Origin of the sequence: Streptomyces sp. PA03-5A (assembly GCF_033792725.1) — a bacterium.
In the GTDB taxonomy this organism is placed as follows: domain Bacteria; phylum Actinomycetota; class Actinomycetes; order Streptomycetales; family Streptomycetaceae; genus Actinacidiphila.
In genome coordinates, this window is sequence record NZ_JARAVL010000044.1 from 38,612 (window position 1) to 60,814 (window position 22,203).

Below are 22,203 nucleotides of genomic sequence, written 5' to 3' on the forward strand. Positions count from 1 at the left end.
ATGGCGGCACACGGAACCATCCGGTACTGGGCCGCGGCCAAGGCCGCCGCCGGCGCCGCGGAGGAGCCGTACCGGGAGGGCACCCTCGCCGAGGCGCTGGACGCGGCGCGCGAGCGCCACGCGTCGCGCCCCGAGTTCGCCCGCGTACTGGCGAACTGTTCGTTCCTGGTCGACGGGAACCCCGTCGGCACCCGGGACCACACCGGGGTGCGGCTGGCCGATGGCGGCACCGTCGAGGTGCTCCCGCCGTTCGCGGGAGGATGAGCACGTGACCGACAACCACGACTGGTACGACCGCGGCGCGGGCGCTATGCCCGCGCACGACGCCACCGCCGTCCTCCCGCCCGTCGGGGGCGCCCCGCAGCCGCCCCCGGACGGTGGCCGCGCCGCCCGGCGCCGGCAGGCGTCCCGCACCGGCTCGCCGATCATCGCCCCCGGCATGCAGCCCGCCCTCGTCACGGCCGTCCTGGCGCTGCTGCTGGCCGGCGGGGCGCTGCTGGGCCGCCCCGCGCTCGCCGCCGCGGGCGTGGTGCTGCAGGCGGTCACCGCGGCCGGCTGGTTCCGGCTGAACGGCATGTGGCCGGCGAGGCAGGGCATCGTGCTGGCCTTCCTCGCGGGCGTCACCGCCGAGGCCGCGGTGCTGATCGACGGGGCGGACAACGCCCCGGCCGTGATCGTCGGCACCCTCGGCGTCTGGCTGCTGCTCGTCCTCGTCCTGCAGCTGCGCCACCGCGGCAGTCCCGAGGAGCGGCTCTCCTCGCTGACCGCGACCACCGCCTCGACGCTCATCACGATCCTGGCCACCGGGTTCCTGGCGACCACGGCGGTCCCGCGGGGCACCGACGCCGTGGTGACCGCGGTGATCGCGGTCGCCGTCGCGACGCTCGCCCGGGCGATCCCGCTGCCCGGCGTCGTCTCCGTGGTCGTGGCGCTCGCCGCCGCCACTGGCAGCGGCATCGCGCTCGGACAGCTGGAGACCTCCGACGCGGCCCTGGTCGCGCTGGCCGCCGGGGTGTGCGCGCTGATCGGCCTGCGGGTGGCCAGCTACGACTTCCCGTCCCGGTTCGTCCACTTCACGGCGGGTGTGGCGCTGCCGCTGACCGCCGCGGCGCCGGGCGTCTACGTCATGGCCCGGGCACTGCTGGGCTGACACATGGACTGACACACCGACTAGGGTCGGTCCGAACACCGACTCGGGGGTTGTCTCATGCGTGCTCTGAAGGTCCTGCTCGTCCTCGTCGTGCTCCTCGGCGGCCTGTTCGTCGCGGCGGACCGGATCGCCGTGCACTTCGCGGAGTCCGAGGCGGCGGACCGGGCGCAGACCACGCTGGGGCTGACCTCCCCGCCGGGGATCGACATCAAGGGTTTCCCGTTCCTCACGCAGGTGCTGGCCAAGAAGCTGGACGACGTCGCGGTGACGGCGGACGGCGTGCAGGCCGCCGGCACCGGCGGGCAGACGCTGCGCGTCACCCGCTTCCAGGCCGACCTGCACGGGCTGGACCTGGGCAGCGGCTTCAGCAGCGCGGTCGCCGACACCGCCGAGGGCACCGCCCTCGTCAGCTACGAGGACCTCGCCAAGGCCGCCCCGAGCGGCGTGACCATCGGTTACGGGGGCACCTCGGCGGACGGCAAGGGCCAGATCAAGGTGGGGGTCGAGGTCTCCACCCCGGTCGGCTCGATCAAGCGCAGCGTGGTGAGCGGGATCAGCCTGGCCGGCAAGGACAGCATCAAGCTGAGCGCGGGCAAGATACCGGACCTGGACTCGCTTCCCCCGGTCGTGGAGGAGCTGGTCCGCGAGCGGATCGACTTCACCCGCGAACTGTCGGGCCTGCCGGAGGGCATCGAGCTCACGTCGGTGAGCGTGAACGCCGACGGCATCAGCATCGCGGCGACGGGCAAGAAGGTCGTTCTCGCCCAGTGAGACGAGGGTGTCCGCTCCGCAGTCGGGGCGGTACCAGGCAGGGGCGGGGCGGCCGCGCGGCAGCCAGGCACCTGATGTTCATCTCGCAGTACGGACAATCTTATCTCGGGATACGGACCGCCGGTGACACCGGCCGGTCCCCTTCCCTACGATCGAGCCCATGAAGCGACAGGCGGATCTCACGAAGCGGCGGGCAGTCGACCTGTGCCGTGTCGCCGCCATGCTCTGTCGCATCCCGTAGGGGCCCCCGCGCCGTCTTCCGGCGCCGCACGCGGCCCCGCCCTTCCCCGCGCAAAAGCCGCGACGCGCCCGTGCAGCGCAGCCCGGCACCTGTGCGCACCCGTCCGTGCGCCGAGACATCCGCAACTGCCCCGGAGGAGAACAGCAATGAGCCGCAGTGACGTCCTGGTGGACGCCGACTGGGTCCAGGCCCGGATCGACGACCCGAAGGTGGTCATCGTCGAGGTCGACGAGGACACGTCGGCGTACGACAAGAACCACATCAAGAACGCCGTCCGGATCGACTGGAAGACCGACCTCCAGGACCCGGTGCGCCGTGACTTCGTCGACCAGGCCGGCTTCGAGAAGCTGCTGTCGGAGAAGGGCATCGCCAACGACGACACCGTCGTGCTCTACGGCGGCAACAACAACTGGTTCGCGTCCTACGCCTACTGGTACTTCAAGCTCTACGGCCACCAGGACGTCAAGCTCCTCGACGGCGGCCGCAAGAAGTGGGAGCTGGACTCCCGCGACCTGGTCGACGGCTCCGAGGTGCCCGTCCGCCCGGCCACGCAGTACACGGCCCAGGCCCAGGACGCCTCGATCCGCGCCTTCCGCGACGACGTGATCGCCGCCATCGGCAGCCTCAACCTCGTCGACGTCCGCTCGCCCGACGAGTTCTCCGGCAAGCTGCTCGCCCCGGCGCACCTGCCGCAGGAGCAGTCGCAGCGCCCGGGCCACGTCCCGACCGCCCGCAACATCCCGTGGTCGAAGTCGGCCAACGACGACGGCACCTTCAAGTCGGACGACGAGCTGAAGGAGCTGTACGAGGGCGAGGGCGTGGACCTGGCCAGGGACACCATCGCCTACTGCCGCATCGGCGAGCGCTCCGCGCACACCTGGTTCGTGCTGCACGAGCTGCTCGGCCAGCCCAACGTCAAGAACTACGACGGTTCCTGGACCGAGTACGGCTCCCTCGTCGGCGTGCCGATCGAGCTCGGCGCCGCCAAGTAAGCCCCCCAGACCCCCGACCCGGAGGAACAGCACCATGTGTGGAGCGAAGACCGGCGGCCCGGACCTGGCCGGCATCGACGTGGCGACCGAGACGATCATCCAGGGTTCCGTGACCCGCGACGGCGAGCCGGTGACCGGCTACGTCCGGCTGCTGGACGGCGGCGGCGAGTTCACGGCCGAGGTCCCGACCTCGGCGACCGGCCAGTTCCGCTTCTTCGCGGCCCCGGGCTCGTGGACGCTGCGCGCCCTCGTGCCGGGCGCGACGGTGGACCGTTCCGTCGTGGCCCGGCAGGGCGACCTCACCGAGGTCGCCATCGCCGTCTGACCCGGCGACCGCGCGGACGGAGAAGGGCCGCAATCCCACCGGGCCACCGAGTGGGAGTGCGGCCCTTCGGGTCGTACCGTGGAAGGGTGTCCACGAGGCGGCGTCGTCGCTGGTATTACGCCATGATGGGCAGTTGCGTGCTGCTCTTCGTCCTGGCGTGGAGCCTCGTGCGCCTGTGGTCGGTGCCGGTGGCCGTCGGGATGTGCGTGGTGGCCATGGTCATCCCGCCGATCGCCGCCGTCGTGGCGAACCGCAGGGGCCCGGACGAACACTGGTGGGACGAGACCGGCGACCCCAAGTCCGACGAGTGGTGGCGCGAGCTGGACCGCCGCGACGACCACCGCGACCAGCGCTGACGCCCGGGGGAGCCGCGCCCGCGCGCCCCGCCGCGTTCCACCCGGCCCGGCGGCTCAGTAGACGAGCGCCTGCGTGCCGTCGGCCATGGCCTCGCTGACGAAGACCTGCGCACCGGCGATCCGGATGCCCTCCAGCACGTCCTTCTCCGTGATGTCCCGGCGCGCCGCGCACTGCGTGCACAGCGTGATCCGGCCGCCCGCCAGGATCCCCTCGACCAGCTCGGGCAGCGGCGCGGCGTGCGGCAGCTCGAACTCCGCGGCCCGTCCCGGCAGCGCGAACCACGAGGACTCGCCGGTCAGCCAGAGCGACACCTCGACGCCGCTGGCGACCGCCACCGCCGCCACCGTGAACGCCTGGGAGCAGCGTTCGGGAGCGTCCGCACCTGCGGTTACCTTGATCACGAGCTTCTTCGCCATGGTCATACCCTAGGGTGGCCCCTCTCACAGGAAAAACACTGGGAGCGTTTACCAGCGCTCGGCATAATGCGTTCGCCGCGTAGGTGCGATCAGCGCGCCGGCCGCGGATTTCTGCCCGGGGGGGCTTGTGGAAGCGCGTACCGATTCGCGTACCGGCGTCGTGATCGCCACGATCGTCGGACTTGTTGTGCTCGCGACATTGACTGCGGGGGCCGTCGTGGCGTTCGGCTCCTCTTCGTCGTCGTCCGCGTCCGCGTCGCCGGGCGGGGCCGAGCCGAGCAGCCGGGGTCCGGAGACGGCGGACCCCGCGACGCCGTCCCCGACGGCGTCCCCGAGCCGCCGAGCGACAGCGACGCCCTCGCCCGCCGGCACCCTCAAGGGCTCCGTGGACGACGGGAAGCACCGCGGCGACCTGCGCTACTTCCTGCTCGTCCCGCCGGCGGACGCCGAGGTCTACGGCGACGAGGAGGGCACCGAGCTCTCCCGTTCCGAGGTCGCCGACTCCGCCGAGGTGAAGCAGGCCCTGGCCACCTACGGCTTCAAGGCGGCGGCCCAGCGGACCTACCTCACCGGCGACGGCGAGTACGAGGTCTCCGCGCAGCTCGTCCGCTTCGCGAGCGCCGGCTCCGCCGCCGGCTACTACAACGCCTTCTACTACCAGGGCACGCGGCTCACGCTCCCCGCGTCGGGCAGCCCCGCCAAGGCCTACCGGCTGTCGTCCTCCTCCGCCGAGAGCACCGGCTCGGTGATCGTCCTGTCCCACCAGGGCGACGTGCACGTCACCCTCTCGGTCACCGGGGCGAAGACCCCCGGCAAGGCCCTGCTCGCCCGGCTCCTCGACCAGCAGTACCGGCGCCTGAAGACCGGCCGCTGAGCCGCACACCGAAGTCACCGGCCGGCCCGCGCGCCGGCCGCATCCAACCACGGACACACCAGTGGAGAACCTTTTGTCCCAGGACACCCCCGTACCGGAACAGGACGCCCCTGTTCCGGACGGGCCCCCCGTCCGCCCGCCGCGCAGACGTGGCCGGACCACCCTGCTGATCGCCTGTGCGGCGGTCCTCGGCGTCCTCGCGGGCGCCGGCGCCGGGTACCAGATCCAGTACGACCGCCCCGAGACGCCGCTCCCCCCGCTCGCCCAGCCGAAGCTCCCGCAGCCCAAGGGCGCCGCCCCCGCGGCGAAGCCGCTCGCGGCGGCCGAGGACACGCTGCCCAAGTACGACGGGGACCTGCGCAAGCTGCTGGTGAAGAAGCCGAAGGGCGCCAAGGACCTCGACGGCACGTTCGGCGAGGACCACTGGCTCTCGCTGTACGACTACGCCGACACCTACGAGGAACCGGACAGCATGTTCAGCGAGCTGAACAGCAACGACTTCCGGAGGGCGGCCGTCTCCATCTGGCGGACCGGTGGCTACGCCACGTCCGTCACCACCGAGGTCCACCTGATCCAGTTCCGCGACGAGGCGGACACCTACACCGACGAGATGCTCGCGGGTCAGCAGGGCTACATGGCCGGGAAGAAGTACGCGGGCAACAAGGGGACGGCCATCCCCGGCGCCTTCGACGGCAGGGCGTGGGTGTACTCCAAGCCCTGGACGAAGGCGGGCTACCTGCCCATCTACACGGCGCGCGCCCTGGCCCGCAAGGGCACGGTCATGATGGACATCTGGGTGCACTCGGACCGGCCGATCAAGAAGTCCACCATCATGTCCCTGGCCGAGCGGCAGTGGGAGCGGCTGTGAGCGACGAGAACACCCCTGTCCCGGCGGAGCCGCAGCAGCCGCAGCCCGAGGCCCCGGCGGCCCGGCCCGAGCCGCAGCCGGACCAGCCGGAGGGCCAGTCGGCCGGGCCCGAGGCCCAGCCGGCACCGCTCGCCGGGCTTCCGCCCGCGGACGGGACCACCGGGCCGGAGGCCGCCCCCGCGCCCCGCCGCGGCCGCCGTGGCCTCGCCCTGGGCATCGCGGCCGCGCTGGTCGCCGTCGTCGCGGGCGGTGGCATCGGCGTCGCCGTGCTGCAGCACCAGAAGGACGACGGCAAGCAGGCGAGCCCGCGGACCTGGAAGGCACCCGAGCCGAAGAAGACCGGCGAGTACGGCAGCCAGTCCGGCGGCAGCCACTACGGCGCGCTCGGCAAGCTGCTGCTGCCCGTGCCCGATGCGTACCTGCCGGGCCCGGACGTCGGCGAGTACGGCAACGACGCGGAGTTCACCGGCAAGGAGGCCGTGGCCGTCTTCGAGGGCGACCTCGCCGGGCTGCCGAAGAAGCAGCGGGACCGTCTGCACAAGGCCGTGGCGGGGCTGCACATCCAGGGCGTGGGTCTGCGGACGTACCGCGAGGTGTCGGGCGAGGACGTCTTCGAGACGCAGATCGTCCAGATGAAGAACAAGCGCGCGGCGCGCGCCGGCACCGAGTTCTTCACCGAGTTCACCAAGGCGCTCGGAGTCTTCAGGAACGGGCCGAAGATCGAGGGCCACGCCAAGGCGCGCTGCGTCCTGCCGCCCAAGAAGCCCGGCGCGAAGCTCGACGCCATGATCTGCGAGGCGACCGAGGGCGACCTGACCATCCGCATGTCCGTCTCGGGCGCCTCGCCGCTGAAGAAGGACGACGCCGCGGATCTGTTCAAGCAGCAGCTCGACCGCGTACAGGACCCGGGAGAGGCCGCATGACCGAGCAGACCCAGAGCGACGACGTGACGATCCCCGCGCAGGCCGCCGCCCCGGCGGAGGAGACCCTCACGGACGCCGCCCCCGCGGCGGCTCCCTCCGGGGACGACGCGGCGGAGGCCGTGCCTGCGGAGGCCGCCGGGCCCGTCGTCGCCGAAGCCACGACGGAGCCCGCGTCGACGGAGAACGCCCCGGTGCAGCCCTCGCCGGTGGACGCCACCTCCGCGGCGGACGCCCCGGTGGAGCCCGTGCCCGCCGAGGCGGTCTCCGAGGTGGTCTCCGCGGAGCCTGCCGCACCCCGCCCGCGGAAGCGGCTGCGGGAGCGCAGGGGGCTGCGCGCCGCCGTGCGGTGGACCGCCGCCGTCGTGGCGTTCGCGGCCCTCGGCGGGGCCGCGGCGTACGCCGTCACGCAGCCCGAGCGGACCGAGATCCCGGGTCTGCGGACCCCGGACGACGGCCGGTGGACCTACCCCGCCCTGAAGCTGCCCAAGCTGCCGCCCGGGGCGCCCCGGCCGCTGGACGGGGACCACAACCCGCCCCGCCGGCACTACGCGGACATCCGCACCCTGCTGCTGCCGGCGCCCGCCGGGGCCAAGGTCGACAAGACCTTCCCGGGCGCCACGGGGTGGCTGCCGACCCGCGACTTCCTGGAGGTCTTCCGCGAGGACGACCGCAAGAAGCTGACCGGGAAGCTCGAGCAGAACACCCTCCGGCACATCGCCGCCCGCGCCTGGACCATGGGCGACGGCACCCGCGCGGAGGTCTACCTGCTGCAGTTCGCGACCTGGGGGTACTCGAGCGACGTCAAGGACGCGCTCATCGACGACGGCACCCTCGCCAAGGCCGAGGCGGCCGACTACGACACGGACTGGGATTCGACGTCGCTCGACGACTCCGACCTGCACCTGTCCCTCTACGACGAGGACAAGCCGCGCGGCGCCGAGCACGTCCGGTACGGCTACGTCCAGTCCGGCGACGTCGTGGCCATGGTCGTGCTCTCCAAGGCCGGGACCCAGCCGGCCGTCCCGTTCCACCAGGCCGTGCTGCTGCAGGCGCAGCTGCTCGGCTGACGAGGGCACCGGGACATCGGGGGCGGGCGCGGCGCGTGGGGCGGACCTCACGCGGCCGCGCCCGCACCCGCCCACTAGACTCGTAGCTGGCCCACCGGGCCGCCGACCGTCCGCGCCTGCCCGAGGAGCACGCTCGTGAGCGCCATTGAGTTCTTCTTCGACACCCTGCTCGTCCTGGTCTGCCTTGGCGTCATCGCGTTCTCCGCTCTGGCCGTGAAGAAGCTCTACCAGGGACAGCGCTGAACATGATCGAGATCCCCTCCGACCTGCATCCCGACCTGGTCCCGCTCGCCTTCCTCCTGGGCACCTGGGAGGGCGCGGGCGTCTTCGACTTCCCCGGCGCCGAGAAGTGCAACTTCGGGCAGGAAGTGATCTTCAGCCACGACGGGCGGCCGTTCCTGGAGTACACCTCCAAGTCCTGGGTGCTGGACGCCGAGGGCAAGCCGGTGAAGCCGCTGGAGAGCGAGTCGGGCTTCTGGCGGATCGACGAGGACCGCAAGGTCGAGATCACCATGACCCGCGACGACGGCGTGATCGAGATCTGGTACGGCGAGCTCGCCGAGGGCAAGCCGCAGATCGACCTGGTCACCGACGCCGTGGCCCGGCTCGGCGACGCGCCCCCGTACAGCGGCGGCAAGCGCCTGTACGGCTACGTCAAGAGCGACCTGATGTGGGTGGGCGAGAAGGCCACCCCCGAGGTGCCGCTGCGCCCCTACATGTCGGCGCACCTGAAGAAGGTCGTCAACCCCAGCGAGTGGGCGAAGGACCTCAAGGACCTCCCGGACGACGGCATCGCCTTCTTCCGCTGAGCCGCCCCGCGGGCCCCGCGCGACCCCCGAGGGGGATCACGACTCCGTGATCCCCTTCCCTTGCCTAGACTGTCCTCGTGGTCACCACGGACTGGAAGAGCGACCTGAGGCAGCGCGGCTACCGGCTGACGCCGCAGCGGCAGCTTGTCCTGGAGGCGGTCGACACGCTGGAGCACGCGACGCCGGACGACATCCTGACCGAGGTGCGCAGGACCGCCTCGGGCGTCAACATCTCCACGGTCTACCGCACCCTGGAGCTCCTGGAGGAACTGGGCCTGGTCAGCCACGCCCACCTCGGGCACGGCGCTCCCACCTACCACCTCGCCGACCGGCACCACCACATGCACCTGGTCTGCCGGGACTGCGAGTCGGTCATCGAGGCCGACGTGTCCGTCGCCGAGCCGCTGACCGCGCGGCTGCGCGAGACGTACGGCTTCGAGACCGACATGAAGCACTTCGCGATCTTCGGCCGGTGCGCGGACTGCGCGGGGAGGCCCCGAACGCCTGAGGGTTCAAGTAACCGGACGTAGGCTGGTGGGCATGCAGCGACAAACAACGACCAGTCCCCTGCTGTCGCTCCCCGGCGCCGTTCCCGCGGAAGGCCCCGACGAGGGAGTCGCCGCGCACTACGGAGACCTCTTCCGCGAGCAGCGCGCCCTGGCGGACGGCAACGGATTCGTCGACCTCTCCCACCGTGGCGTCGTCGCCGTCACCGGCCAGGACCGCCTCGCGTGGCTCCACCTGCTGCTCACCCAGCACGTCAGCGACCTCCCGCCCGGCCGGGCCACCGAGGCGCTGGTCCTCTCCGCCCACGGCCACATCGAGCACGCCCTCTACCTCGTCGACGACGGCACGGCCACCTGGATGCACGTCGAGCCCGGCACGCAGGCCGAGCTGATCGCGTATCTGGAGAGCATGAAGTTCTTCTACCAGGTCGACGTCTCGGACCGGACCGGCGAATACGCCGTCGTGCACCTGCCGGCGGGCAGCATCGCCGCCGTCCCCGGGGACTGGCCGGTGCGCGAGGTCCCCTACGGCCGCGACGTGTTCGTGCCGCGCGGCGAACTGGAGGCCTTTGCCCGGCAGGTCGGCACCCCCGTCGGCGTGCTGGCCCTGGAGGCCCTGCGGATCGAAGGGCACCGGCCGCGGCTCGGTCTGGAGACCGACCACCGCACCATCCCGCACGAGCTGGGCTGGCTGGACACCGCCGTCCACCTGGACAAGGGCTGCTACCGCGGCCAGGAGACCGTCGCCCGGGTGCACAACCTCGGCCGGCCGCCGCGCCGCCTGGTCTTCCTCCACCTGGACGGCAGCGAGGTCAAGCTGCCCGGCCACGGCGCGCCCGTACGGCTCGCCGCGGACGGACCGGACGGCCGCCCGGTCGGCACCGTCACCTCCTCCGCCCGGCACTGGGAACTCGGCCCGATCGCCCTCGCCGTGATCAAGCGCAACACCCCGGTGGACGCGGTGCTGCTCGCGGACGGGACGGCGGCGAACCAGGAGACGGTCGTCGAGCCCTGAGGGACGCGCCTCACATCTCCAGCACGACCGTGAACGGGCCGTCGTTCGTGAGCGAGACCTTCATCTCCGCTCCGAAGCGGCCCGTCTCCACGTGCGCACCCAGCGCCCGCAGTTGTGCCACCACTTCGTCCACCAGCGGCTCGGCGACCGGCCCGGGCGCCGCCGCGTTCCAGGTGGGGCGGCGCCCCTTGCGGGCGTCACCGTAGAGGGTGAACTGGGAGATCACGAGCAGCGGCGCGGCCATGTCCGAGCAGGACTTCTCCCCGGGCAGGATGCGCAGCCCCCACAGCTTCCGCGCCAGCTGGGCCGCCTTCTCCGCGGTGTCGTCGTGCGTCACCCCCACCAGCACGCACAGGCCGGGACCGACGATCTCGCCGACCGTCTCGCCGTCCACCACGACACTCGCTTCGCTCACCCGCTGGGCCACCGCACGCATGTCGCCATTGTCCCGGGTCGGTGGGGGCGCGCGGCACCCGGGCCGTACGCCCGCTTGGACTCACGCACAACTGTCCGGAGCCGCCGTTCGGGTGCAGGTGCCTGCGCGACGCAGTTACTCGGTGGCACGATCGAGATCTGCCCGACGTGGGGGACGAGGGGACGGACAGCGATGAAGCACAGCATCACGACCGGCACGGCGGAAGGCGATCGCATGCTCAAGGCACCGGGCCCGCGCTCCCCCCTCACCGCCGGTACCCCCCAGCCCGACTTCGCCGACCTCACCCTCGAAGGGCTGCGCACCGCGCGCCGCGAGGCCCAGCTGGAGGAGGCCGACCTCTCCTACCTGCGGCGGCTCCTCCAGGGCCGGATCGACATCCTCCGCGCCGAACTCGCCCGGCGCACCGCCCCGGACGCCCCCGTGCTCGACCGGCTCTCCGAGATCCTCACCGACACCCCGTCCCGGCACCGCACCTCCGCCCGCCACGTCACCCTGGGCACCCCGCACAGCGAGCGCTACCGGCAGCTCGCCGAGGAGATGCTCGCCGAGGTCCAGCTCTCCGACCTCGAGGCCCGCACCGACCAGGAACTCCACGACGCGATGGGCCGGCTGGTCCGGCACGAGCAGCAGGTCTCCCGCTGCCGGCAGTCCCTGCAGCGGACGGTCGACGGCTGCAGCACCGAGATCGCCCGCCGCTACCGCGAGGGCGAGGCCCGGGTCGAGGACCTGCTGGCGGGGGACTGACGGCGACGCGGCGAAAACGGGATGCGACCGGGCCGCGGGTCCGCCTACCGTGCGGGGCATGAGCCTTGAGGTCCGTACGATCGGCGAGTCCGACTTCCCCGGCTGGCTGCGCGCCGTCAACACCGGCTTCCACCGGCCGCCGTCGGTGACCGAGGAGGAGATCGCCCTCCGCCGCTCCCAGACGGACCTGGACCGCACCCAGGGCGCGTTCGACGAGGGCCGCTGCGTGGCCACCTTCCGCAGCATGCCCCGTGAACTCACCGTGCCCGGCGGCGCGGTGCTGCCCGCCTCGGCGATCACCAACGTCTCCGTCACCGCCACGCACCGCCGCCGCGGCCTCGCCTCCCGCATGATGGCCGCGGAACTCGACGCCTCCGTGCGCCGCGGCGAGCCGGTCGCGATCCTCGTCGCCGCCGAGTACCGGATCTACGGCCGCTTCGGCTTCGGCCCCGCCGCGGGGGTCACCGAGTGGGAGGTCGACACCGCCCGTGCGGGCCGCCCCCAGGGAGCGCCGTCCGACAGCGGCCGCATCGACCTGGCGGACCCGTCCGAGGTCCTCAAGCTCGGCCCCCAGCTGCACGACCGGGTGCGACTGCGCCATCCCGGCGCGATCAACCGCACCGAGCGCTTCTGGGAGTACGCCACGGGGACGGTGGTCAACCCTGCCTTCCCCTGGAAGGAACCGATCTTCGTCCTCTACCGCGACGCCTCCGGGCGCGTCGACGGCCTGGCCGCGTACACGGCCGAGGACACCTGGCACGGGATGTTCCCGAAGGTCCCGCTCACCGTGCGGGAGTTGCTCGCCGCCACCCCCGAGGCCGAACGCGCCCTGTGGCGCTACCTGCTCGCCATCGACTGGGTCGCCACCGTACGCACCGGTTTCCGCGGCCCTGACGACGTCCTGCCGTTGCTGCTCGGTGACCCGCGCGCCGCCCACGTCCACTCCACCAGCGACTTCCTGTGGCTGCGCCTGCTGGACGTCCCCCGCGCACTGTCCGCCCGCACCTACGCGGCCCCGGGCTCCGTCGTCCTCGACGTCGCCGACCCCGACGGCCACGCCGCCGGCCGCTTCCGCCTCGAAGCCGCCGCCGACGGCACCGCCACCGCCGAGGCGGCCCCCTCCGCCGCCCCGGACGTCACCCTCACCGCCGCCGCCCTCGCCTCCCTCTACCTCGGCGACGAGTCCGCGGCCCGCCTGACCATCACCGGCGGCGCCGCGGAATCCCGTCCGGGCGGCGTGGCCCGCCTCGACGCCCTGTTCCGCACCGCGCGCAGGCCGTGGCCGATCGACACGTTCTAGCCGTTGTCAGTGGTGTCCGTAGGACACCAGCACCAGGAGGACGAGTACCCCGCCGACGCACATCGCATAGCTGGAACGGGCCTTGAACCCGGCACCCACCAGCAGTACGCCCAGCCCCATCAACGGCCCGTACTGCCACGCCAGGTACTGCTCCAGCAGTGCCGTTGTCACATGGCTCCACAGCATGACCCACCACCCCCTTCCCAGGTGGCCGACCGCAAGGCACGGGCCCGCTGCCGCCCTGGCCCTACTGGGCCAGGAGCAGCGCGATCACCGCGAGTCCGACGCACGTGAACGTCGTGTTCCGGGCCTTGTGGCCCACCGTGAACAGTCCGACGGCGAAGGCGCCGGCCGCGCCGTACCGCCACTGGACGAGCTGCTCGAACGCGAAGGCACACAGAGCGATAGCTGGCATAGCGATTCACTCCTTCGAGGCGCGTGGGATCGGTCCCTCCGCGCGGAGAGCGCGGAGGGGGCAGATTTGACCCGTGGGTCGGCATGTGGCTGAGCGGAAGCGTGGTGCTGCTGACGCGTGCGAAGCGGCGTGGCGCTGCACTCTCAGCCGCGGTCATCCCCGGCGCGTCGTCGAGACGGAGAGGCTGCGGCCCCCGATGGCGTCAACTGGTCCAACTTGACTGGCGGCCGGACCAGTTGACTGCATTCCTCTACGGTCATGTTGCCGCTGACTGCAGATCACTAAACTCCATGCAGTCAACTCCACTTGCCTGGCGTGAAGCTGTAGTGTGGGTCACGTGAGCAACGACCGCACTGCCGGTGGGCCCAGGCGCGAGTACGAGCGTGTGGCCGATGCGTTGCGTCACGAAATCGAGGGCGGCGACATCGCCACGGGTGAGCAACTCCCCACGCATGCCGAGCTGGTGGATCGCTTCGACGTCTCCCGCGCCACCGTCCAGAAGGCGATCAAGGCGCTCGAGGGCAAGGGCTACGTGGAGTCGGCCCAGGGCAAGGGGGTCTTCGCGCGCGACTGGCGTAAGTCCGCCGTTGCTGCCCATGCCAACGGGACCGCCACGGCGACGGTGGAAGCCGGCAGCGTGGAACTGGACGACGCCATCGCGGGGGCTTTCGAGGCGGAGCACGTCACGATCGATGCGTACTGCCTGACGGCCGAGTCGCTCAACGCGGCCATCGTGCCGCAGGTCAAACGGATCATCCGCGGCGAAATCCGGCCGTCCTCGATCCACCTGCGCCTGCTGCTGCCGCGCACCGACGTACGGCTGGCCGTTCCGCGCAACGTCGAGGACCCCGACGACGAGCGCCCCATGGCGCGGCTCACAGATCTGTCCGCGGCCCACACTCGAGCCCTGAGGAACCTGGAGAACCTGGCCGGTCAGGGCGCCGTACCCGAGGTGAAGGTCGAGGTACGCCTGGTTCCGGTCACACCTCTGCACAAGCTCTACCTGATCAATGGAGACCTGGCCCTCGACGGCATGTACGTCGTCACGGACAACGTCATCAACGTCGACGATGCGACCATCAAAATCCATGACGTCCTGGGTGTCGGGGCCAAGCTTTACCCGCAGCCACGGGAACGTGTGGAACTCTCTCAGGAGTGGTTCGACTCTCTGTGGACGAGGCTAGCCAAGCCCGCCTGACATCCGTCGGCATCGAATGCGTCCTGCTGGACTTCGATGGCCCGATCTGCCGGCTCTTCGCCGGGCATCCCGCCTCCGTCGCCGCCTCGCGGCTCAAGGACCGGCTCGGCGACATGTCGCTGCTCCCGTCCGAACTGGCCGGCACGGATGATCCGCACGGGCTGCTGTGGGCGATCGCCACGGGGCCCGGCCGCAACGCGCACGAGGTGAGCGCCGAATTGAACTCCCTCCTGGCGAAGGAGGAGGTCGTGGCGGCCGCATCCGCGACGATCACGCCTGGTGCGGTGGACCTCGTCCGCGGCCTGCGAGCCCGGGGCCTCCACCTCGGAGTGGTCAGCAACAACGGATACGAGGCGATTCGCAACGTCCTCCTCGCGACGCACCTGCTGGAGTTGTTCGACGGGCCGATCATCGGCCGCCCCGATGATGCCCGGCTCATGAAGCCCGATGCCTTCATGCTGCGAGAAGCGGTGAAACGGCTCGGCGCGAAGCCCGAACACTGCCTGTTCGTGGGGGATTCCTGGCGGGACGCCGAGGCTTCACGACGAGCCGACGTCAATTTTGTCGGCTATGCGAAGAGTGCACGCAAGGGACGTGAGATGACGAAGGCAAATGCCAAGTGGGTCGTTTCGCGGATGCAGGACGTGATGGGTTTGTTGCCGTGAGTCGCCGAAGCGGTGTCGTCGTCACGGCCCTCTGGTCAAGTCCCCTGCGGGCACTCAAACTCACTGGGTGACTTCTGATCGCGAGTGGCCGAGGAAAAGCGGCCTCCGGGCCCTGCTGGCCGGCCTCGAGGGAGTGCTGTTCGACTTCGACGGCCCACTCTGCCACCTTTTCGCGCCGAAGGGGGCGGACTGGGTCGCGGAGCAATTGTACGAATTCATCAAAGACAAGAAGCTGCCGACCGTACGTCCCGAAAAGGAGCACAGCCCCATAGATATCCTCCGCGAGGCGGCACGCACGTGGCCGGACTTCGCGGACGTCGCTCACCTCGAAGGCAAACTCACGTCGCTGGAGGAGGGGTGCGCCGAGGATCCGGTGATGACGACTGGTGCCCAGGCGCTGGTGGAAGCCATCAAGGATGATGGAATACCGGTCGCCATAACCACGAACAATTCCGAGGAAGCAGTTCGGGCCTGCCTGGCCAACTGCGGTCTGGGTCCGTTGTTCGGCAGGCATGTGTACGGCCGGCGGAACATGGCCGAAGGGCACCCGCTGTTGCTGAAGCCCGACCCCGCATGCATCGAGCGTGCGATCGGGGGCCTTCGACTGGTCCGCCCCGAGCGCTGCCTGTTGATCGGTGATTCGCCCGCGGACGTGCTGGCCGCGAACAGCGCGGACGTGCGGTTCCTCGGTTTCGAGAACCCTCACGTTGACGACAACCAGGAACTGCGCCACGTCTTCCCCGGGACGATCGTCGAGCGTCTGGACGAGATCCGGACGGAGTGGGGCGAAGTCCATGGGCGATGCCGGACGCACTCGGCGAGTGGCGAGACCCACTGACCGCAGTCGTTCCGTGCGGGAAGTCCCGGTTCACCCATTTCGATGGGTTCCATCGTTCGGGCTAGCTCGGGGTGGAATATTTATGCGGCGTCTCGCCTCGCGCGACGTGCGGTTTGCATAGCTCAGTGGGGTTGGAGGGCTCAAAAATGAATAAAGATGCGGTGGAGTTCAGCCCCATGCGGGTCGAGGGAGGGATACGCTTCCTTTTTCTGATCCTCGAGGAATCCGGTGACCAGCCCTACCTACGAGTTCGCGTCGCGAATCGCCACCGAGGTGGTAGGCCCACTCAAAGGGCACCATCACGAGGCATATGCCGTCCGCCTGATCCCCGGCACACCGCTCGGTGACAAGTTCAGGTGGCTGAAGCTGCGCGAACCCCGGGAACACGCCGTCTGGTACGACCACAGGTGCTTCGCGTCGGAGGAGCAACTTGTCCTGGAATTGGGCGGTCGAATTCCGCGCATTCCCAAGGTCGTCGACGTGAGTGAGCTCGTGGACGTTCCCGCCGGAGTGACTTTTGTCGAATTCATCGAAGGCCGGACTCTCGGAGATCTGACATCTCCCGGAAGGTCGGTTCCCCGGCGCTACAGAAGAAGATTGATCCAATTCTTCGGTTCCTTGGTGTCGGTCGACGCGTCGCGTGTCCGCGCGGATCGCGTCTGCGGGAACGAGCCGGGGCATCTCCCTTTCAACGGTAACGACAGCACGAGTTTCCTGGGAAACCTGATCGGCCACACTCGCGGGGTGTTTGACAAGAGAAGGACGGTACTCGATCCGCTTTTTGATGCACTGGCGATCCCCGATGGCCTCTTGGAAACACTCCCCGACGCATTGGGAAACCTCACCAGGCGCCCGTTCGCCCTCCTGCACGGTGACCTGCACCGCGAAAACCTCGTGGTCGACGGCGACCGGGAACTGTGGACGATCGACTGGGAGCTCGCCCGCATCGGTGACCCGCTCTACGACCTCGCCACGCACCTTCACCTGATGCGCTACCCCCGCCGGCAGGCACGGCAGATGGTCCGGGGCTGGCGAAAGGTTGTGGGGAAGAGTTTGCCGGGGGCGTCGGACGCGGTGGAGGGTGATCTTCCCCGTTACCTCGCGTACAAGCGAGTCCAGTCCGTCTATACGGATGTGATGCGCGGGGCGATGGCGGCCAGTTGGGCCCCCGAGGACGGGCCGGGACAGCGTGAGGTGGTGACGCATGCCGTGGCATCCATCGCTGCGGCGCTCACCCGTGCCCGGCGCGGAGAGGACGGCACGGGCCTACGCCACGTGGGGCTGCGGACGGTTGCCACTCCCGAGCGGATCGAGAAGGAACTCCTCCACTGGCTGGAGGAGTACGGAGCCCGGGCCCGGAAGGTGGATGACGTGACGACGGCAGGCGGGGTGGGCTCGGAGCCTCGGCTCGACATGATTCCGTCCTTTGAACCCGCGGTACCTGAGGCTCAGCACAACGAGCCAATCGGGCTGAAGCGCGGCGCTACAGTCTGAGGGTGAGCAACGACCCGACTGCCGGTGGGTCCAGGCGCGAGTACGAGCGTGTGGCCGATGCGTTGCGTCATGAGATCGAGAGCGGCGACATAGCGGCGGGCTCGCAACTACCCACGCATGCGGAGCTGGTGGCCCGCTTCGCTGTCTCCCGTGCCACGCTCCAGAGGGCGCTCAAGGAGCTTGTGAGCCGGGGCTACCTGGAGACGATCCAGGGCGTTGGAGTCTTCGTCCGGGACTGGCGCGACGTCGTCGGCGAGACACACGGCGACCGGCAGGCGGCGGAGGCCGGCAGCATCGAACTGGACGATGCCATCGCGGACGCGTTCGAGGCGGAGCACATCACGATCGACGCGTACTGCCTGACCGCCGAGTCGCTCAACGCGGCCCTCGTGCCGCAGGCGCGCCGGATCCTCAGGGGGGAGCTCCGGCCGTCGTCGATCCGGGTCCGGTTCCTGCTCGCCCGCCCCGGAGCGCACTTGGCGATCCCCCGGATCGTGGGGGAGCCGGAGGACGCCCGGCCGCTTGACCGGCTGTCCGAGTTGATCGAGCGCCACGCGTTCGCCCTGCGCAACCTGCTGGAGGACCTGGGCAGACGGGGGATCGACGTGGCCGTCGACGTCCGGACTCTCCCCATCACGCCGGTGGCCAAGTATTACCTGCTCAATGGGCATCAGGGGCTCATGGGCTTCTACAAGGTCGAGGCGAACACCGTGGACCTCCCGGACGGCGAGACCGCCCAGATCTACGACGTCCTGGGCCTGGGGGCGCGGCTGTACCCCCAGGGGCCCGAGCAACGGGCCGAGTGCCAGCAGTGGTTCGACTCCCTGTGGAACACCATCGCCGAATCGGTCTGACGCCCACGACCTCGGTGCCTGGCTCACATCACCAGTGACATCCAGTGCCCCGGCACCTCCAGCGGCTGGAACCCCACCTTCGTGTACACCCCGTGGGCGTCGTGCGTCGCGAGGAGCACGCGCCGCACGCCCAGGCCCTCCAGGTGGTCGCGGGCAGCGGTCGCCAGGGCCGTGGCGAGGCCGTGGCCGCGGGCGGCGGGGGTCACGTAGACGTCGCAGAGCCAGGCGAAGGTGGCGTGGTCGGTGACGACGCGGGCGCAGGCGACCTGGGTGCCGGTCTCCTTGTCGTACGCGCCGAAGTTGAGGGAGGCGGCGATCGCGGCGTCCTGGACGGCGCGGGGGCGGCCGAGGGCCCAGTAGGCGTCGGTGGAGAGCCAGTGGTGGACCAGGGCGGCGTCTATGCGGGCGGGGTCGGCGGAGATCTCGTACCGGTCGTCTCTCATGGGGCCTGAGGGTAGGGGATGTGGCTCCGTGCAGTGCTGCTTACCGGTGGGATGAAGGACTATTAACTGGACCTTGAGGGTGCCGTGGGCCCACGCTCGATGGCATGGGTATTCACGTACCGCTCATCACGCCCTTCGACGAGGCCGGCCGCGTGGACGCCGGCGCGCTGGGGCGGCTGGCGCACGAGGTGGCCGACGGGGGTGTCGCCGGGCTGGTGGCGCTGGGGACGACCGCCGAGGCGGCGATGCTGGACGAGGCCGAGAAGGCGGTCGTCCGGGAGACCGTGGGGCGGGTGTGCCGCGAGCGGGGGCTGCGGTACACCGTGGGCGCCGGGGGGACGGACACGCGCAGGGCCGCGGCGGAACTCGCGGGGCTGGACGCGGACGCCGCGCTCGTGTCCGTGCCGTCGTACGTCAGGCCTTCGCAGGAAGGGGTCGTCGCACACTTCGAGGCCCTGGCGCGGGCGTCCGCGGTGCCGCTGGTCGTCTACAACATCCCCTACCGCACCGGGCTCGCCCTCACCGCGGACACGGTGCGCAGGGTCGCCGCGATCGACGGGGTCGCGGGCTTCAAGCACGCCGTCGGCGGCATCGACCAGGACACCGTGCTGCTGGTGGGGGAGGTGCCGCTGTACGCCGGGGACGACGTGTTCGCGCCGGCGCTGCTCGCCCTGGGCGCGCGGGGGGCGATCGCGGCGTCCGCGCACCTGGCCACCGAGCGGTGGGTGGAGGAGGCCCGTTTCCACGACGCGGAGCGCGGGCATGCGCTCGCGAGGCTCGCCGCCGCCTGCTTCGCCGAGCCGAACCCCACGGTGATCAAGGCGGTGCTGCACGCCCAGGGACGCATCCCGACCCCCGACGTGCGGCTGCCGCTGCTGCCCGCCGGGCGACCGTCGCTCGAGACGGCACTCCGGGCACTCGCCGCATCGGGGGATACTCGGGACCGTACGTACGCACTGATCGGAGAGACCGGATGAGGATCGGAATCGTCGGAGCCACCGGCCAGGTCGGCGGTGTCATGCGCAAGGTGCTGGCCGAGCGCGACTTCCCGGTGGAGCGGCTGCGGCTGTTCGCGTCGGCCCGTTCGGCGGGACGTGCCGTGCCGTGGAAGGACGGCGAGGTCACGGTCGAGGACGCGGCCACCGCGGACTACTCGGGTCTCGACATCGTGCTGTTCTCCGCGGGCGGCGCCACCTCCAAGGCGCTGGCCCCCAAGGTCGCCGCCGCGGGCGCGGTCGTGATCGACAACTCCTCCGCCTGGCGGATGGACCCCGAGGTCCCGCTGGTCGTCGCCGAGGTCAACCCGCAGGCGATCGCCGACCGGCCCAAGGGCATCATCGCCAACCCGAACTGCACCACCATGGCCGCCATGCCCGTGCTGCGCCCGCTGCACGAGGAGGCGGGGCTGACCGCGCTCGTCGCCACCACCTACCAGGCGGTCTCCGGCTCCGGTCTGGCCGGTGTCGCCGAGCTCGACGGCCAGGTGCGCAAGGTCGCCGACCGGGCGACCGAGCTGACCTTCGACGGCGAGGCCGTGGAGTTCCCCGAGCCCGCGGTCTACCAGCGGCCCATCGCGTTCAACGTCGTCCCGCTGGCCGGCAAGATCGTCGACGACGGCCGCTTCGAGACCGACGAGGAGCAGAAGCTCCGCAACGAGTCCCGCAAGATCCTGGGCATCCCGGAGCTGAAGGTGTCCGGCACCTGCGTCCGCGTGCCCGTGTTCTCCGGGCACTCGCTGCAGGTCAACGCACGTTTCGAGCGTCCGGTCAGCGTGGCGCGCGCGTACGAGCTGCTGGGCGCGGCCCCGGGCGTGGAGCTGTCGGAGATCCCCACCCCGCAGCAGGCCGCGGGCAAGGACCCCTCCTACGTCGGCCGGATCCGGGTGGACGAGACCGTCGAGCACGGCCTCGCGCTCTTCCTCTCCAACGACAACCTGCGCAAGGGCGCCGCTCTCAACGCCGTCCAGATCGCGGAGCTGGTCGCCGCCGAGCTGCGCGGCTGACCCCGTTCGCCCCCCTGGATGCCCCGGCGCCGACCGCGCCGGGGCATCCGCCGTCCCGCTTGACCCTCACACCGTGTGAGGCGCTGGACTCGGAGACGTCATGTTCGGAATCGGAGACTTCGCCAGGCACGGCCGCGTGTCGGTCCGCATGCTGCGTCACTACGACGCCGTCGGACTGCTGCGCCCCGACCGTGTCGACCCCGCCACCGGCTACCGCAGCTACGCCGCCGGGCAGCTCGCCCGGCTCAACCGCATCATCGCCCTCAAGGACCTCGGCTTCACGCTCGAACAGGTGCGGTCGATCCTCGACGAGGAGGTGAGCGCGGAGCAGCTGCGCGGCATGCTGCGGCTGCGCCGCGCAGAGCTCGCGGCGGCGATGGCCGCGGACGCGGCGCGGCTGGCGGGCGTCGAGGCGAGGCTCCGCACGATCGAGAGCGAGGGACGGATGTCCACCGACGACGTGGTGATCAAGAGGGTGCCCGCGGTGCGGCTCGCGGAGCTGACGGCGACCGCGGCGGGGTTCGAGCCGGCGCAGATCGGGCCCGTCATCCAGCCGCTGTACGAGGAGCTGTGCCGGCGGCTGGACGCGGCGGGCGTGCGGCCGGTGGGGCCGGGGGTCGCGTACTACGAGGACGCCCCGGAGGGGGAGGGCGCGATCCTCGTCCACGCCGGGCTGCAGGTCGCGGCCGATCCGGACGGCGGGTACGACTTCGCGGTCGTCGACCTGCCGGAGCTGGAGAGCGCGGCGACGATCGTGCACCGCGGCTCCATGGACGACGTCCTGCGCAGCGCCCAGGCCCTGGCGCGGGGGATCGACGCCCAGGGCCACCGGTCCCTCGGCTACCCCCGCGAGCTGTACCTGGAGTGCGAAGGGCATCCCGACACATGGGTGACGGAGCTGCAGGAACCGGTGGCCACGGTGGCGTGACCGGTCAGCCCATGGGCTTGCCCTGCTGAGCCGCCTCGGCGACCAGCTCGAAGGCCGTCCGGCCGTCCAGGGACTCGCGGATGACGTCCGCGTGCCCGGCGTGCCGGGCGGTCTCCTCGATCAGGTGGAGCAGGATCCATCGGGCGCTGACCTTCATGCCCGGCGGGTTCCAGGGCGCGTCCGGCAGCGGCACCACGACGTCCAGGTCGGGCAGCGCCAGGACGGCCTCCTCGGTCTCCCGGCCGATCCGCGCGTACTCCTCCAGCCAGCCGGCGAGGGTCTCGCCCTCCAGTAGCCGGAAGCCGTCGAGGTAGTCCGCCTCGGTGCCCTTCTTGTCCTCGTGGCCCAGCAGCAGGCCCTGCACCCAGGACTCCTCGGTCCTGGCGACGTGCTTGACCAGCCCGGCGAGGCTCATCTCGCTGACGCTCGGCTGGGAGGAGGCCTGCTCGTCGGTGAGCCCGAGCACCGCGCGGCGCATCCCGCCGCGCTGCGCCTCCAGGTACGCCAGCAGCGCGTCCCGCTCACCCGACTCGTTCCGTACCACCGTCGGCATCGCGCGCTCCCTTTGGCCA

Annotated in this window: 30 protein-coding genes; 24 read left to right on the top strand and 6 right to left on the bottom strand. The window is 71.1% G+C overall.

Translation table 11 applies throughout. The annotated features are described in order from the left end of the window. From PV410_RS37855 to PV410_RS37885, 7 genes are all read left to right on the top strand, one after another. Complete coding sequence (locus tag PV410_RS37855) at positions 1-264, top strand: MoaD/ThiS family protein (RefSeq protein ID WP_500330746.1); 264 nt, start codon at positions 1-3, stop codon at positions 262-264. A gap of 4 nt (positions 265-268) precedes the next feature. Then, on the top strand, positions 269-1,150 hold the full coding sequence (locus PV410_RS37860; protein WP_500330748.1) for a hypothetical protein: 882 nt from the start codon (positions 269-271) through the stop codon (positions 1,148-1,150). A gap of 57 nt (positions 1,151-1,207) precedes the next feature. Further along, the gene (locus PV410_RS37865) at positions 1,208-1,921 is read left to right on the top strand and encodes an LmeA family phospholipid-binding protein (RefSeq protein ID WP_500330750.1); all 714 of its coding nucleotides are present in this window, start codon (positions 1,208-1,210) and stop codon (positions 1,919-1,921) included. Between the two features lie 160 nt (positions 1,922-2,081). Beyond that, complete coding sequence (locus tag PV410_RS37870) at positions 2,082-2,162, top strand: putative leader peptide (RefSeq protein ID WP_360910367.1); 81 nt, start codon at positions 2,082-2,084, stop codon at positions 2,160-2,162. A 146-nt stretch (positions 2,163-2,308) separates the two neighbouring features. Beyond that, a complete protein-coding gene (locus tag PV410_RS37875; protein WP_500330752.1) occupies positions 2,309-3,154 on the top strand; it encodes a sulfurtransferase in 846 nt (281 codons plus the stop codon). Positions 3,155-3,188: 34 nt separating this feature from the next. Further along, positions 3,189-3,479, top strand: a complete 291-nt coding sequence (locus PV410_RS37880; protein ID WP_500330753.1) for a DUF1416 domain-containing protein — start codon at positions 3,189-3,191, stop codon at positions 3,477-3,479. Positions 3,480-3,601: 122 nt separating this feature from the next. Beyond that, on the top strand, positions 3,602-3,835 hold the full coding sequence (locus PV410_RS37885; RefSeq protein WP_499516897.1) for a hypothetical protein: 234 nt from the start codon (positions 3,602-3,604) through the stop codon (positions 3,833-3,835). A gap of 54 nt (positions 3,836-3,889) precedes the next feature. On the opposite strand, the gene PV410_RS37890 is transcribed toward PV410_RS37885, so the two are convergent. Continuing rightward, the gene (locus tag PV410_RS37890) at positions 3,890-4,252 is read right to left on the bottom strand and encodes a DsrE family protein (RefSeq protein WP_500330755.1); all 363 of its coding nucleotides are present in this window, start codon (positions 4,250-4,252) and stop codon (positions 3,890-3,892) included. A gap of 385 nt (positions 4,253-4,637) precedes the next feature. Between PV410_RS37890 and PV410_RS37895 the strand changes: the two genes are divergently transcribed. From PV410_RS37895 to ygfZ, 7 genes are all read left to right on the top strand, one after another. Further along, a complete protein-coding gene (locus PV410_RS37895) occupies positions 4,638-5,126 on the top strand; it encodes a hypothetical protein (RefSeq protein ID WP_500330757.1) in 489 nt (162 codons plus the stop codon). Between the two features lie 61 nt (positions 5,127-5,187). Next, on the top strand, positions 5,188-5,994 hold the full coding sequence (locus tag PV410_RS37900; protein WP_500330759.1) for a hypothetical protein: 807 nt from the start codon (positions 5,188-5,190) through the stop codon (positions 5,992-5,994). Then, positions 5,991-6,917, top strand: a complete 927-nt coding sequence (locus tag PV410_RS37905) for a hypothetical protein (RefSeq protein ID WP_500330761.1) — start codon at positions 5,991-5,993, stop codon at positions 6,915-6,917. The genes PV410_RS37900 and PV410_RS37905 overlap by 4 nt, the downstream gene beginning before the upstream one ends. Beyond that, positions 6,914-7,984: a hypothetical protein gene (locus PV410_RS37910; RefSeq protein WP_500330762.1), complete on the top strand. Its 1,071-nt coding sequence runs from the start codon at positions 6,914-6,916 to the stop codon at positions 7,982-7,984. The genes PV410_RS37905 and PV410_RS37910 overlap by 4 nt, the downstream gene beginning before the upstream one ends. A gap of 245 nt (positions 7,985-8,229) precedes the next feature. Next, positions 8,230-8,793: a heme-binding beta-barrel domain-containing protein gene (locus PV410_RS37915; RefSeq protein WP_500330764.1), complete on the top strand. Its 564-nt coding sequence runs from the start codon at positions 8,230-8,232 to the stop codon at positions 8,791-8,793. Positions 8,794-8,870: 77 nt separating this feature from the next. After that, positions 8,871-9,323, top strand: a complete 453-nt coding sequence (locus PV410_RS37920; RefSeq protein ID WP_500330766.1) for a Fur family transcriptional regulator — start codon at positions 8,871-8,873, stop codon at positions 9,321-9,323. A gap of 10 nt (positions 9,324-9,333) precedes the next feature. After that, on the top strand, positions 9,334-10,314 hold the full coding sequence (gene ygfZ / locus PV410_RS37925) for a CAF17-like 4Fe-4S cluster assembly/insertion protein YgfZ (protein WP_500330768.1): 981 nt from the start codon (positions 9,334-9,336) through the stop codon (positions 10,312-10,314). A gap of 10 nt (positions 10,315-10,324) precedes the next feature. On the opposite strand, the gene dtd is transcribed toward ygfZ, so the two are convergent. Then, on the bottom strand, positions 10,325-10,750 hold the full coding sequence (gene dtd, locus PV410_RS37930) for a D-aminoacyl-tRNA deacylase (RefSeq protein ID WP_500330770.1): 426 nt from the start codon (positions 10,748-10,750) through the stop codon (positions 10,325-10,327). A gap of 171 nt (positions 10,751-10,921) precedes the next feature. Between dtd and PV410_RS37935 the strand changes: the two genes are divergently transcribed. Both PV410_RS37935 and PV410_RS37940 read left to right on the top strand, forming a co-directional pair. Continuing rightward, on the top strand, positions 10,922-11,494 hold the full coding sequence (locus PV410_RS37935; RefSeq protein ID WP_500330772.1) for an RsiG family protein: 573 nt from the start codon (positions 10,922-10,924) through the stop codon (positions 11,492-11,494). A 58-nt stretch (positions 11,495-11,552) separates the two neighbouring features. Beyond that, positions 11,553-12,794, top strand: a complete 1,242-nt coding sequence (locus tag PV410_RS37940) for a GNAT family N-acetyltransferase (RefSeq protein ID WP_500330774.1) — start codon at positions 11,553-11,555, stop codon at positions 12,792-12,794. 6 nt (positions 12,795-12,800) lie between these two features. On the opposite strand, the gene PV410_RS37945 is transcribed toward PV410_RS37940, so the two are convergent. Further along, positions 12,801-12,980, bottom strand: a complete 180-nt coding sequence (locus PV410_RS37945; protein WP_500330776.1) for a hypothetical protein — start codon at positions 12,978-12,980, stop codon at positions 12,801-12,803. 61 nt (positions 12,981-13,041) lie between these two features. Continuing rightward, positions 13,042-13,209 (bottom strand): hypothetical protein, encoded by a 168-nt coding sequence (locus PV410_RS37950; protein WP_392614338.1) that lies wholly within the window; start codon positions 13,207-13,209, stop codon positions 13,042-13,044. A gap of 337 nt (positions 13,210-13,546) precedes the next feature. Between PV410_RS37950 and PV410_RS37955 the strand changes: the two genes are divergently transcribed. From PV410_RS37955 to PV410_RS37975, 5 genes are all read left to right on the top strand, one after another. After that, a complete protein-coding gene (locus PV410_RS37955; protein ID WP_500330778.1) occupies positions 13,547-14,407 on the top strand; it encodes a winged helix-turn-helix domain-containing protein in 861 nt (286 codons plus the stop codon). Further along, positions 14,380-15,072, top strand: a complete 693-nt coding sequence (locus PV410_RS37960) for an HAD family hydrolase (RefSeq protein WP_500330780.1) — start codon at positions 14,380-14,382, stop codon at positions 15,070-15,072. The genes PV410_RS37955 and PV410_RS37960 overlap by 28 nt, the downstream gene beginning before the upstream one ends. Positions 15,073-15,139: 67 nt before the next feature. Beyond that, positions 15,140-15,910 carry an HAD family hydrolase gene (locus PV410_RS37965; RefSeq protein WP_500330782.1) on the top strand — a complete coding sequence of 257 codons (771 nt, stop codon included), beginning with the start codon at positions 15,140-15,142 and terminating at the stop codon, positions 15,908-15,910. A 228-nt stretch (positions 15,911-16,138) separates the two neighbouring features. After that, positions 16,139-17,404, top strand: coding sequence for a phosphotransferase (locus PV410_RS37970; RefSeq protein ID WP_500330784.1), 1,266 nt, complete (start codon positions 16,139-16,141; stop codon positions 17,402-17,404). A 2-nt stretch (positions 17,405-17,406) separates the two neighbouring features. Next, positions 17,407-18,258 carry a GntR family transcriptional regulator gene (locus tag PV410_RS37975; protein ID WP_500330786.1) on the top strand — a complete coding sequence of 284 codons (852 nt, stop codon included), beginning with the start codon at positions 17,407-17,409 and terminating at the stop codon, positions 18,256-18,258. Between the two features lie 23 nt (positions 18,259-18,281). On the opposite strand, the gene PV410_RS37980 is transcribed toward PV410_RS37975, so the two are convergent. Next, positions 18,282-18,701 carry a GNAT family N-acetyltransferase gene (locus PV410_RS37980; protein WP_500330788.1) on the bottom strand — a complete coding sequence of 140 codons (420 nt, stop codon included), beginning with the start codon at positions 18,699-18,701 and terminating at the stop codon, positions 18,282-18,284. Between the two features lie 104 nt (positions 18,702-18,805). Here PV410_RS37980 and PV410_RS37985 point away from each other — a divergent pair, with 104 nt between their 5' ends. The 3 genes from PV410_RS37985 to PV410_RS37995 all read left to right on the top strand — a co-directional run bounded on the left by PV410_RS37985 (position 18,806) and on the right by PV410_RS37995 (position 21,631). Continuing rightward, complete coding sequence (locus PV410_RS37985) at positions 18,806-19,678, top strand: dihydrodipicolinate synthase family protein (protein ID WP_500330790.1); 873 nt, start codon at positions 18,806-18,808, stop codon at positions 19,676-19,678. After that, a complete protein-coding gene (locus PV410_RS37990; protein WP_499513153.1) occupies positions 19,675-20,703 on the top strand; it encodes an aspartate-semialdehyde dehydrogenase in 1,029 nt (342 codons plus the stop codon). Before PV410_RS37985 ends, PV410_RS37990 begins: the two co-directional genes overlap by 4 nt. Positions 20,704-20,803: 100 nt before the next feature. Beyond that, entirely contained in the window at positions 20,804-21,631 is an 828-nt protein-coding gene (locus PV410_RS37995; protein ID WP_500330792.1) for a MerR family transcriptional regulator, read from the top strand. A gap of 4 nt (positions 21,632-21,635) precedes the next feature. Here PV410_RS37995 and PV410_RS38000 read toward each other — a convergent pair whose 3' ends face one another. Then, positions 21,636-22,184: a DinB family protein gene (locus PV410_RS38000; protein WP_500330794.1), complete on the bottom strand. Its 549-nt coding sequence runs from the start codon at positions 22,182-22,184 to the stop codon at positions 21,636-21,638. Between the last annotated feature and the right edge of the window lie 19 nt (positions 22,185-22,203).